At 32.4% G+C, this 11,673-nt stretch carries 10 protein-coding genes; 6 read left to right on the plus strand and 4 right to left on the minus strand.

The features are described 5' to 3' along the window. Positions 1-45: 45 nt before the first annotated feature. Positions 46-2,835: a TonB-dependent receptor gene (locus BUB42_RS12415; RefSeq protein ID WP_073020826.1), complete on the minus strand. Its 2,790-nt coding sequence runs from the start codon at positions 2,833-2,835 to the stop codon at positions 46-48. Between the two features lie 174 nt (positions 2,836-3,009). Between BUB42_RS12415 and BUB42_RS12420 the strand changes: the two genes are divergently transcribed. Both BUB42_RS12420 and BUB42_RS12425 read left to right on the plus strand, forming a co-directional pair. Continuing rightward, positions 3,010-3,693, plus strand: a complete 684-nt coding sequence (locus BUB42_RS12420) for a response regulator transcription factor (RefSeq protein ID WP_073020828.1) — start codon at positions 3,010-3,012, stop codon at positions 3,691-3,693. Further along, complete coding sequence (locus tag BUB42_RS12425; protein WP_073020830.1) at positions 3,694-4,770, plus strand: sensor histidine kinase; 1,077 nt, start codon at positions 3,694-3,696, stop codon at positions 4,768-4,770. It begins immediately after the preceding gene. A gap of 74 nt (positions 4,771-4,844) precedes the next feature. Here BUB42_RS12425 and pepT read toward each other — a convergent pair whose 3' ends face one another. Then, positions 4,845-6,098, minus strand: a complete 1,254-nt coding sequence (gene pepT / locus BUB42_RS12430; RefSeq protein WP_073020832.1) for a peptidase T — start codon at positions 6,096-6,098, stop codon at positions 4,845-4,847. Between the two features lie 136 nt (positions 6,099-6,234). Between pepT and BUB42_RS12435 the strand changes: the two genes are divergently transcribed. Continuing rightward, positions 6,235-7,257: a quinone-dependent dihydroorotate dehydrogenase gene (locus BUB42_RS12435; RefSeq protein WP_073020834.1), complete on the plus strand. Its 1,023-nt coding sequence runs from the start codon at positions 6,235-6,237 to the stop codon at positions 7,255-7,257. Here BUB42_RS12435 and BUB42_RS12440 read toward each other — a convergent pair. Continuing rightward, a complete protein-coding gene (locus BUB42_RS12440; protein WP_073020836.1) occupies positions 7,240-7,950 on the minus strand; it encodes a DUF3307 domain-containing protein in 711 nt (236 codons plus the stop codon). The genes BUB42_RS12435 and BUB42_RS12440 overlap by 18 nt on opposite strands. Beyond that, complete coding sequence (locus tag BUB42_RS12445; protein WP_073020837.1) at positions 7,947-8,558, minus strand: hypothetical protein; 612 nt, start codon at positions 8,556-8,558, stop codon at positions 7,947-7,949. Before BUB42_RS12445 ends, BUB42_RS12440 begins: the two co-directional genes overlap by 4 nt. Positions 8,559-8,764: 206 nt before the next feature. Between BUB42_RS12445 and BUB42_RS12450 the strand changes: the two genes are divergently transcribed. The 3 genes from BUB42_RS12450 (at position 8,765) to BUB42_RS12460 (ending at position 11,673) form a co-directional block, all read left to right on the plus strand. Next, entirely contained in the window at positions 8,765-9,628 is an 864-nt protein-coding gene (locus BUB42_RS12450) for a hydroxymethylglutaryl-CoA lyase (RefSeq protein ID WP_073020839.1), read from the plus strand. Between the two features lie 102 nt (positions 9,629-9,730). Beyond that, on the plus strand, positions 9,731-10,282 hold the full coding sequence (locus BUB42_RS12455) for a hypothetical protein (RefSeq protein WP_073020841.1): 552 nt from the start codon (positions 9,731-9,733) through the stop codon (positions 10,280-10,282). Then, on the plus strand, positions 10,279-11,673 hold the full coding sequence (locus BUB42_RS12460; RefSeq protein WP_073020843.1) for a DUF5723 family protein: 1,395 nt from the start codon (positions 10,279-10,281) through the stop codon (positions 11,671-11,673). The genes BUB42_RS12455 and BUB42_RS12460 overlap by 4 nt, the downstream gene beginning before the upstream one ends.

The raw sequence follows: 11,673 nt of genomic DNA on the forward strand, positions 1-11,673 counted from the left end.
GTTTAAAAAATTTAATTAATTGAGTTGTGTTTATTTATTATAATGTTAAAGATTGTAAGTTATGTTTAATGTTAATAATGTACCTCTTTTAAAAACAGAGGTTGCATTATCTTTGTTTTTCTCTATTTTTTCATTTCGATCGGAGTCTTCAAAGAATCTATATTTATCGTTTAGCAAGTTCTGTACTCCAACTTTAAAAGTTGCTTTTTTAATTTTTTTAGAAAATGTCATATCAAGGTTGTTTCTTGATAGTTCGTAGATTGAAGGGAAATTATCATCGCTTACTGAAAAAATTCTGTCACCAAAGCGATTGTAAACTAGATTTATCGAGAAGTCATTTTCATCTTGATAACCTAAAGCTCCATTAATGATATATGGGGATTGTCCTTGTAAAGCTCTTGTTCGTTGTTGTGCAACTGCTGCAGTACCTAAATCTACTTCTGAAATGATGTAAGAGCCATTTATGTTGATCGAAAAACGGTCAACAAATGTACTATTTGTCAATCCTTTAAAAGACTTTTTTAATTCCAACTCAACTCCGTAATTATTTGCCGAAGTAGCGTTATTATAAACAAATTGCGGATTCTCTCCCACAATAACTGTTGTTAATTCTATAGGGGTATCAAATTGTTTATAGAAAGCACCAAAACTTATTGTTTCGCTTTTGCTAGGATAAAATTCATATCGCATATCAAGATTGTTAATATTAGCGATTTTTAAATTGGGATTACCTTGAATATTTACATCGTTAGTGTAATCATAAAAAAGGAATGGTGCAAGTTCTCTAAACTCTGGTCTGTTTACTGTTCTGCTGTATGCAAATCTCATTAAAGATTTTTCGCTTACATTGTAACCCACATTCAAAGAAGGTAGAATTGATGTGATGGGATTATTGACATTAATAGCACGAATTGCGTCCCTTGAATCTAATGTTTGAATGTTGTTTTCAACACGGATACCTGCAGTTACATCAAATCGTTTTAAAGGAATCTCTCCTTGAATATATCCAGCGAGATAAGTATTGTCAGCTTTGTATGAATCTTCAGGTCTAGTTCCTTCACGAAGTGACCAGCCATCAGTATCATTAACATTTGTTGCATTAAATACTTCATTTAAAGGTAATCTTCTCAACTCTTCTGCTCTATCGAAAGCAACATATCCAGGTATTAAATAAGTAAAATATTTAGCGCTAAAGTCTCTGGTTCTATAACTAGCATAATAACCCGCTTTCAAAACAATATTTCCTACTTCCTCATCATTTTTAAATTGCTCTATTGTGTAAGTATAGTTAGCGCCATTATTGATGGAATATTCAGAAAGTTCACCATAATATCTTCCAGCATCAAATGGATTTGATGATGGTGGATCAATCATAATGTAAGGGTCGTTCGGGTTATTTGATTGTTTAAAGGTTCTATATCTTCTAAAATCAGGAACATTATCAGTTAAACTGTTGAACCCGACAACCCAGTCAAGATCGCTTTTAGAATTTAATTTGTGTTCGCCTTCTAATTGACCCGTGTACAAACTACGACTTTGGTATATCAAATAATAGTTTCTAAGTAAGTCGTCGCCTCTTTGTAAAAAGTTATTTCCGTTTCTAATGGTTGTTTCATTTCTACCTTTTTGATTAAAAAGGTTCTTAAATTTTATTTTGGAATGATCACCAATTTTCAATATCCAGTTGGATAAAACCGTAGCATTTATTTCGTTTTGATAAATATCATCGTTATATCGAAACCATAGTGGAGCCTCGGTTTGACCTGCATTTAAAGTAGTGTATCTAGAAAATTCTCTATTGATATATTGATAAGAATTCGAATAGGATAACGAATTAATAGCAAATAAGCTTGCATTTGAACCTAGCTTAATTTTTCTTCCCAAGCTGAAACCGATACTATTATCAAAAATAGCAGTTGAACCTGTAGGACTAAAATTATTTGGTAATCGATTCGCTACTGATGCAGGCACAACTCCTCCAACAGCGCTAAAATTGTTAGGTAAAGTTCTAAACGAATTATCAAAACCTAAAAAGTCAGTGTTTGAACCTTCACTTTGTTGATAGGTATCAAAAGTAGTTCCTGGACGGAATCCAAAACCAACGTCTAATTTAGTAAACTCTGAAGTGTTTTCAGCTGTTGTAACTGCAATAATTCCCCCAGCAAAATCTCCTGGTTTATCAGCTGAACCTGTCTTGTAAATTAACATTTTGTCTAAAGCTGACGTTGATATTAAGTCAAAAGCAAAAGTACGTTTATCAATTTCAGTGCTTGGAGCTATTGAGTTATTTAATAGTACATTATTGTAACGCTCGCTTAAGCCACGAATCATCACAAATTTACCATCTACAATAGTTATACCCGGAACACGTTGTACTGCTTCCGCTGCATTTCCATCTGTACCTTTTGAAATTTGTTCAGCAGAAATGGCGCTAACAACTTGCTTAGCCTCTTTGATTTCCATCATGATGGCGGTTTCAGTATTTCTTTTACGCACCGTTTTTATTACTACGTCTTCTAATTTATAACTACCAGACCCTAGCGCTCTATCAACGATCACAACTTCATCAGCAATTATTGTTATAGCAACTTCAATGGCTTCATATCCTACAAAACTAAGTTGTAAAACGTAATTACCTGGTTGTATTTTTAGGGTATATTTACCGTCTATGTCAGTATTTGTTCCCAAAGTTGTTCCTTTAATCAAAACATTAGCAAAAGGTAACGATTGATTATTTGATTCTTTGTCTGTTAAAGTACCTGAAACGGTTCCTTTATTTTGTGCAAAAGAAAACGACGTTATTAAAAAAGCAAAAAAGAGTAACTTGAATTTCATTATTTAAATTTTATGCAAAGTAACGCCGGATATGTAAAACGTGAGTTAATGGCTTGTTATGCTTATGTTGTGTTTAGGTTCCCAAAATATTCCCAATATTAAATTACGGTTAAGTCCTTTTCAATAGCTCATTTATTATTACATTTACATGAAAAGATTAATTTTTGACACTTTATGAAGAAAAAAAACACCAAAATCCTCTTAGTTGATGATGAGCCAGATATTTTAGAAATTGTAGGTTATAATCTTGCGCAAGAGGATTATCAAATATTTACTGCTTCAAATGGTAAGGAAGCAATTGCAGTAGCAAAAAAAATAATTCCAGATTTGATTATCATGGATGTCATGATGCCTGAAATGGACGGAATGGAGGCTTGCGAGAATATTAGAAAAATCCCCGAACTGAGTAATGTGATTATCACTTTTTTGACCGCGAGAAATGAAGATTATTCGCAAGTTGCAGGATTTGAGGCTGGAGCTGATGATTATATTACAAAACCAATTAAACCTAAATTATTAGTTAGCAAAGTAAAAGCCTTGTTGCGCCGGTTAAATGAAAAAGAACAAAATAGCGAAACCCTAAACGTAGGTGGTATCGAAATTAATCGTGAAGAGTATAAAATTGTAAAAGATAATATTGAAATTGTACTGCCTAGAAAAGAATTTGAGTTGTTTTATCTTTTAGCTTCAAAACCGGGTAAAGTTTTTAAAAGAGATGAAATTTTAGATAAAGTGTGGGGAAATGAAGTCGTTGTAGGTGGCAGAACCATTGATGTCCATATTAGAAAACTCCGTGAAAAAATAGGCGAAGAATTATTTAAAACAATAAAAGGTGTTGGTTATAAGTTTGAAGTATAAATGACTGTGAATTTTAAAAAAACATATCGATTTGCTGTAATGTCATCCCTCTACATTACATTTTTTTCTACTGGATTAATTATTATTTTAACTTTTTTATTTTTTTCTTTTTCACTGCAGTTTTGTTTGATCTTTGCTTTTTTTATTGCCTTTTTTTCCTTTGTGGTTATACAATATCGAGTAGAACGTTTTATTTATAAAAAGGTAAAAAAAATATATGATGATGTTGCTCTATTAGAATCAAGCACTTTTAGAAGTCAGCCCATTACTACAGATATGGCGACCTTGACTAGGGAAGTCAAAAAATTCGCCACTGATAAAAAACTGGAAATTGAAACGCTAAAAATTCGTGAAGAGTATAGAAGAGAATTTCTTGGCAATGTTTCTCATGAATTAAAGACACCTCTTTTTACGGTTCAAGGATACTTGTCAACCTTGCTTGATGGGGCAATGAATGATAAAGCAATTCGCAAAAAGTACTTAGAACGAGCTGAAAAAGGAGTAGAGAGACTAATCTATATTGTGCAGGATTTAGATATGATATCCAAACTTGAAATAGGAGAATTAAATTTAGAAATCGCTGAATTTGATATTGTCAAACTTGTTCAAAATGTTTTCGATTTACTCGAAATGAAAGCTTCAAAAAAAGATATACTCTTAATGTTTGATATGAAATACAATCAACCTATTATAGTAGTTGGTGATCAAGAGAAAATTCAGCAAGTAGTTATGAATCTAGTGGTAAATTCTATTAAATACGGAGAATTACAAGGTTCAACAGAAGTAAGTATCGAGGAATTAACTAAAGATAAAGTTATAATAAGAATAACCGATAACGGTGAAGGAATTATAAAAAAAAATATTCCAAGGCTTTTTGAACGTTTTTACAGAGTCGATAAAAGTGGTGCGAGGACAGAAGGTGGCTCAGGTCTAGGATTATCAATTGTGAAACATATTATAGAAGCCCACAACGAGAAAATTTACGTTGATAGCACCTTCGGTGTTGGATCCGAATTTTCTTTTACTCTTCAAAAAGTTCGCAATAAAATCAAAAATAGTGAACAGCAATCTAAATAAAAAAAACCGGTTCGTCTGAATCGGTTTTTTTATTAAAGTTTACAAAATAAGATGAAAGTAGCAAATTGCTGATTTTAATTTTTTACTGGTATTTCTTTTGTAGTTAATTCGGCGATTTTTACAATTACGTTTACTGCTTTTTGCATGCTTTCTACTGGTACATATTCATATTTTCCATGAAAATTATGACCTCCGGCAAAAATATTAGGGCAGGGTAATCCTTTATATGATAATTGCGAACCATCAGTTCCGCCTCTGATAGGTTTGATAAGCGGTTTTATGCCAATTTCTTTCATTGCTTTTTCAGCTATATCAACAATATGCTTTACAGGTAAAACCTTTTCTTTCATATTGTAATATTGATCTTTGATTTCAGTGACTACGATATTTTCACCAAATTGCTTTTCAAATTTCTTATTGATTTTTTTAGTAATTTTTTCAATTAATTCTTTGCGTTTTTCGAATTTTTTCTTGTTGTGATCGCGAATAATTAATTCTAAAACAGTTTCCTCAATTGATCCCTTTAAATGATGGACATGAAAAAACCCTTCATAACCTTTAGTTTTTTCTGGAGTTTCTTCTTGCGGTAGTTTATTGATAAAAGCATTTGCAATCAACATTGAATTGATCATTTTCCCTATCGCGTAGCCCGGATGAACGCTTTTACCTTTAAACGTTATTTTGGCGGAAGCTGCATTAAAATTTTCATATTCTAATTCTCCTACTTGGCTTCCATCCATTGTGTAGGCCCAGTCAGCACCAAATTTTTCTACGTCAAAATGGTGTGCTCCACGACCAATTTCTTCATCTGGTGTAAATCCTATTCTTATTTTTCCATGTTTGATCTCTGGATTTTTGATAAGATATTCCATTGCTGTCACAATCTCAGTAATACCAGCTTTATCATCAGCGCCTAGTAAAGTTGTTCCGTCAGTAGTTATTAAAGTTTGCCCTTTATAAAGCAGTAAATCCTTGAAATAATTTGGCGACAAAACAATATTTTTTTCGGCATTTAAAATAATATCCTTTCCATCATAATTAGGTATAATTTGAGGTTTTACACTAGCTCCGCAAAAGTCAGGTGATGTATCAAAATGAGATACAAACCCAATAGTGGGTACTTCGTGATCTACGTTACTAGGCAAAGTAGCCATGATATATGCTTTATCGTCTATGGAAACGTCATCCATTCCAATAGCTTTTAATTCTTCTACCAGTTTATTGGCAAGATTCCATTGTTTATTTGTGCTGGGAGTATTTTCTGAATTCGCGTCAGATTCCGTATCGATAATTACGTAACTGATGAAACGATCTATGATATGTTGCATTTTTTGTATTTTCTACAAATATAACCAAATTTTCAGGAGCTTTTTTTAGGTTGGTAATGAGATGCAGTAATTTACGCAAGAATTATTTAATTATCGGTTAGATAAGTCTATTTTTGCACAACACAACAACAACGCAATGTACAAACTACTTATTCGCTCGCTTCTTTTTCAATTTGATCCTGAAAAAGTGCATTATTTTACGTTTTCCTTAATTCGTTTGTTATCTAAAGTTCCGGGTGTCCCTTCGATTTTCAAAGCTTTGTATGTTGTTAATGACAAACGATTAGAAACCGAAGTTTTTGGATTGAAATTCCCAAATCCTGTTGGTTTAGCTGCTGGTTTTGATAAAGATGCGGTCTTGTATAAGGAATTATCTAATTTTGGTTTTGGATTTATAGAAATAGGAACGCTAACGCCAATAGGTCAAGATGGTAATCCTAAGAAACGATTGTTTCGATTGAAAGAAGATTCAGCTATCATTAATAGAATGGGTTTTAATAACGGAGGTGTTACTGAAGCAGTTCAACGTTTAAGTAAAAATGAAGGCGTTTTGATAGGAGGAAACATTGGTAAAAACAAACTTACGCCAAATGAAAATGCTACTGATGATTATGAAATTTGTTTCGAAGCACTTTTTGATTATGTAGATTATTTTGTGGTTAATGTAAGTTCACCAAACACTCCTAATCTTCGTGCTTTACAAGATAAAGAACCTTTAAAGCAATTGTTACAAACAATTCAAAATAAGAATTTGGCTAAGCCAAAACAAAAACCAATTTTATTAAAAATCGCGCCAGATTTGACTGATGAGCAACTTCTTGATATTATTGAAATTGTAAATGAAACTAAAATTGCAGGCGTTATTGCTACAAACACAACGCTTTCAAGAGAAAATTTACAATCCGATAATAAATCAGAAATGGGCGGATTATCTGGAAAACCTTTGACTAATCGCTCAACCCAAGTGATACGGTTTTTATCGGAAAAAAGCAATAAATCATTTCCAATTATTGGAGTAGGAGGAATTCATTCTGCTCAAGATGCTATCGAAAAACTAGACGCCGGAGCCAGTTTAGTACAATTATATACTGGTTTTATCTATGAAGGTCCAGCTTTGGTGAAAGCCATAAATAAAGAAATTTTAAAAAGAAAAGCGTAAACCTATTTGGACTAAAAGTCCAGTTAATAGTGCAATTCCAAAACTTAATAGTGTTCCGATTAAAACATATTCAGTTAACTTTCGGTCTTTGGCTTCTCTTAAATCGCCAAATCTAAAAATTGATTTTGCAGCCATTAAAAACCCAATCGCTTCAAAATGTCCAGCCATTATAAAGGCGAATACAAAAAGACGTTCTAGAATCCCAATATAGTTTCCTGCATTTTGCAATGATTCATCTTTGGATTTGCTTTCGGGAGTCCAAATAGAAATAATATTTTTAATGATTAATGATGTTGGTATTGTAAGTAATATAATAGCAGTTGCTACAAGCCAAAACGAATTCGTAAATATTGAAAAATCTACTACAATTTTACCATAAAGCGATGTAACTGCCACAATCATTATTAAATGTAAAATTTGATCGAAGGTAAACCAATTGCGTTTTGTTGATGATGTTTGAAAATACAATTTTAAAAAATCAATAAAGCCATGTGAAATTGCCAAAACTAAAGCATACCAGCCAAAATCTTGTTTGCCAACTAAAATCCAAGCCAAAATAAAGTGCAAAAAAGTATGTAAATATAAGTAAAGACTTTTGTGTTTCTTATGCTCTTTATCATTTACCCATGAAGTGGGTTGTAATAAAAAATCACCTAATAGATGTGCCAAAAGCAACTTTACAAATACAATCATACTTCAAGTGTTTTTATTTTTTCTCTGAAATAGCGTTCAACTTGTAGCAACAATTCATAATTAGAACGTTTTTGTCGTCGGCTTACAGCGGCTTGATTTATTCCTAGTTTGACTCCAATTTCTTCTTGTGAAAGTGTTGGATTTTGTATAGCAATCAATACAAATTCAGCGGCTTGTGGCAGCCAGTTGTCCATAAAAGACAAACTTAATTTTAGTATTAAGTTCATTTCTTCATCAAATATTGTGTTTCCAGAATTGATTGCTAAATTTAGTTTTTGTTTTTTTAAAGTTTCAAATGTTTCGCCAGAATGCATGAACGCTGTTCCATTACTTTCTGTAATTTTCTTAGCTTTATATGTTTTGTCCCCAAAACCAAAACTCATTCGAAGGTCTAAATTGATAGACTTAAAAAACGCTTTGAGCTGGAAAGCTATCAATAGCGTTTGTTCAGGATTTTTAATTTCTAACTGAAATTCATCACCACGATAAATTTCCCAATCATTTGGAGTTTTTCCAATTGTATTTAATATCGTTTTTAAACTATCAATCCATTTTTTAGAAGGAAGCTTTCTGGAGTTAATTATATCTGCTGTTAGTATTACAATCATCTGTTAAAAATACTACTTTATTTTACAAAAACAACGATTATTACCAAAAAGTGTAATAATCAACAATATTACCAAAAAGTGTAATAATTAACATTATTACCATAATACGTAATAATAAGCATTATTACCATAATACGTAATAATTTTTTTTACTATGATAAAAAACGATTTCGTAAGAACAAATTCTTTAGTATCTTTGACGCTCTATGGAGTCAATAAAAATTATAGAATGTCCACGCGATGCTATGCAAGGCATTAAACCATTTATTCCTACAGAGAGAAAAGTGGCTTACATTCAATCCTTGTTACGTGTGGGTTTTGATAGTATCGATTTTGGAAGTTTTGTTTCTCCAAAAGCGATTCCGCAAATGCAAGATACTGCTAAAGTTCTAGAACGACTTGATTTATCTCAAACCAGAAGTAAATTATTAGCTATAATCGCTAATACTCAAGGTGCTGAAATAGCTTCTGTGCATAAAGAAATTCAGTATTTAGGTTTCCCATTTTCTATTTCTGAGAATTTCCAAATGCGAAATACTCATAAAACCATCGCTGAAAGTTTGATCACACTTCAAGAAATTTTAAATATTGCTGCTAAAAGCAATAAAGAAGTTGTGGCTTATCTCTCAATGGGTTTCGGCAATCCTTATGGTGATCCATGGAATGTGGAAATTGTAGGCGAATGGACACGGAAATTAGCTAATATGGGGGTAAAAATCTTGTCTCTTTCAGATACAGTGGGCAGTTCTACGCCAGACGTTATTTCCTATTTGTTTTCGAATTTAATTCAAGCATACCCAGATGTAGAGTTTGGAGCGCATTTGCATACCACGCCTAATAAATGGTTTGAGAAAATTGATGCTGCTTACAAATCTGGATGCCGCAGGTTTGACGGCGCCATTCAAGGTTTTGGCGGATGTCCAATGGCTACTGATAAACTAACTGGGAATATGCCCACAGAAAAATTATTATCTTATTTTACAACACAAAAAGAACTGACTAATTTGAGTCCAATGAGTTTTGAAAGTGCATATAATGATGCTTCAAAATTATTTGGTGAGTACCATTAAACAAGGCATTTTTGTAATTTATACTCAATTCCTTAAATAATAAAATTAGTATTGGTACGTTGGTTGTAATGTCCCAGAAAACACCATTTTACTCGAAATAGTATGAAATTATTAACTATAAAAAGAATATTAGGATTGGCAGTTTTACTGCTTATTTCCATATCATGCGCGAGTGATCTCGATTTTGAACAAGTAAATACTCTCAAGTTAGAACCGGTAGTGGTTACTAACTTAGCTTATTTTGATGCAAAAGCCAGCCAATTTGTCGTTAATGGAGCAGAGCGAAATGTTATTTTTGATGCGTCAACTATCCAAATATTTGATGGTTCTTTTTTTAGACAACGATTAAAAAAAGTGGAGCTTTTCTTTGAGTTACAAAATACTATAAACAGAGCGTATTCTTTAAATGTTTTATTTTTAGATAATGATAATCAGCCTTTACATGCGCTAAACTTAGCTATTCCATCCTATACTGGCACGGAAAATAAAACGACTAAAACTGACATTTTTGAAGGCGTGCAACTTGATTTATTAAAAAGAACAACTAATATTACTTTTGAAATAGTTATGCGTCCCGGTGGTGCCTTGACTGATTCTAGTTTAGGTAGTTTAAAACTGCGTTCAAGTGTAACCGCTTATTTAGTAGTTGAATGAAAAAAATACTAATTGTTTTTAACCTGTTTTTAGCGGTAAATTGTTTTTCACAAAACAAGCAAATTCTATATAATTTCACTTCGGTTCCGCAATCATTATTGACGAATCCTGGTTCTGATTTTAAGTACGACTGGTATATTGGAGTTCCATTACTATCTGGGATTTCCGCAAATGCGGGTTCGACAGGCGTTTCTGCCTATGATTTATTTGCTAATAATGGAGTCGATTTTAATATAAAATTACGGAACGCCGTATTTTCTACCACCCGAAAAGACCATGTGGCTATAAACCAGCAATTAGAGATTTTTAATGGTGGTGTCAAGATTGAGAGACAAGATGAAGATATTTATGTTTCCTTTGGGATGTATCAAGAATTTGATGTTTTTGGTTATGCGCCAAAAGATTTAGCCATTTTAGCATTAGATGGGAATAGAGATTATTTAGGTAAAATTTTTAATTTGGGCGACCTGAATTTAAAAGCTGAATCGTTATCTGTTTTTCATCTAGGATTCCATAAAAACATTAGCAAAAACTTTATATTTGGAGCACGTGCAAAAATTTACTCTAGTATTTTTAATGTTTCTTCAACTAAAAACTCGGGCTACGTATACACCATTCCATCAAGCACAGGAATTTACGAACAGCAGATTTATTCGCAACTGCAACTTAATACTTCGGGAGTTGCTCGATATAATGATGAAAATGCCGATATTGATGTAGCAAAAGATGTAACTAATAGAGCATTTTTAGGAGGTAATTTAGGTTTAGGGTTTGATGCTGGTTTTACTTATTATCCTAAGAAAAACATACAACTTACAGCGAGTATGATAGATATCGGTTTTATCAGACATTCCAAAGAAGTTGAAAACTATTCCTTAAAAGGACTTTTTAATTATAGAGGTGTAGTTCCCAGTTTTAGTTCTGGACAATCTGTTGATAACATATTTCAAGAGTTTCAAGAAGCGATTCCGTTAGAAACTTTAAATTCAAAATATACAACTTGGCGTCCAGCAAAATTCAATAGTTCTGTCCAATTTTCATTCGATGAAGAAAGACCCGAAGACTGCGATTGCTTGAATCAAAATGCGGAAACAATTTTCAGGAGCGCATTAGGAGCTCAACTTTTTATGATGACCACACCAAGAATACCTTTAATAGCTTTTACAACTTATTACCGTCGGAAAGTTTTTAAATCCTTAGACTTGAAAGCTACCTACACTTTAGATCCCTACTCTTTTAAAAATATAGGTTTTGGTTTGTCTAGTAATTTTGGACCAATAAATTTCTACGTTCTTGCGGATAATCTTTTAGAATATAGTGATGTTACAAAAGCAAATAGTCTTTCGTTCCAACTTGGATTAAATGTCATTTTTAAGAATAGAAGAAACTAA

It is taken from the genome of Flavobacterium micromati, from assembly GCF_900129585.1.
In the GTDB taxonomy this organism is placed as follows: Bacteria; Bacteroidota; Bacteroidia; order Flavobacteriales; family Flavobacteriaceae; genus Flavobacterium; species Flavobacterium micromati.

Excerpts from the sequence above, each read along its gene's own strand:
- BUB42_RS12450 (WP_073020839.1), top strand. The coding sequence starts at position 8,765 with ATGGAGTCAATAAAAATTATAGAATGTCCACGCGATGCTATGCAAGGC.
- BUB42_RS12455 (WP_073020841.1), top strand. The coding sequence starts at position 9,731 with ATGAAATTATTAACTATAAAAAGAATATTAGGATTGGCAGTTTTACTG.
- pepT (WP_073020832.1), bottom strand. The coding sequence starts at position 6,098 with ATGCAACATATCATAGATCGTTTCATCAGTTACGTAATTATCGATACG.
- BUB42_RS12435 (WP_073020834.1), top strand. The coding sequence starts at position 6,235 with ATGTACAAACTACTTATTCGCTCGCTTCTTTTTCAATTTGATCCTGAA.
- BUB42_RS12445 (WP_073020837.1), bottom strand. The coding sequence starts at position 8,558 with ATGATTGTAATACTAACAGCAGATATAATTAACTCCAGAAAGCTTCCT.
- BUB42_RS12440 (WP_073020836.1), bottom strand. The coding sequence starts at position 7,950 with ATGATTGTATTTGTAAAGTTGCTTTTGGCACATCTATTAGGTGATTTT.
- BUB42_RS12460 (WP_073020843.1), top strand. The coding sequence starts at position 10,279 with ATGAAAAAAATACTAATTGTTTTTAACCTGTTTTTAGCGGTAAATTGT.
- BUB42_RS12415 (WP_073020826.1), bottom strand. The coding sequence starts at position 2,835 with ATGAAATTCAAGTTACTCTTTTTTGCTTTTTTAATAACGTCGTTTTCT.
- BUB42_RS12420 (WP_073020828.1), top strand. The coding sequence starts at position 3,010 with ATGAAGAAAAAAAACACCAAAATCCTCTTAGTTGATGATGAGCCAGAT.
- BUB42_RS12425 (WP_073020830.1), top strand. The coding sequence starts at position 3,694 with ATGACTGTGAATTTTAAAAAAACATATCGATTTGCTGTAATGTCATCC.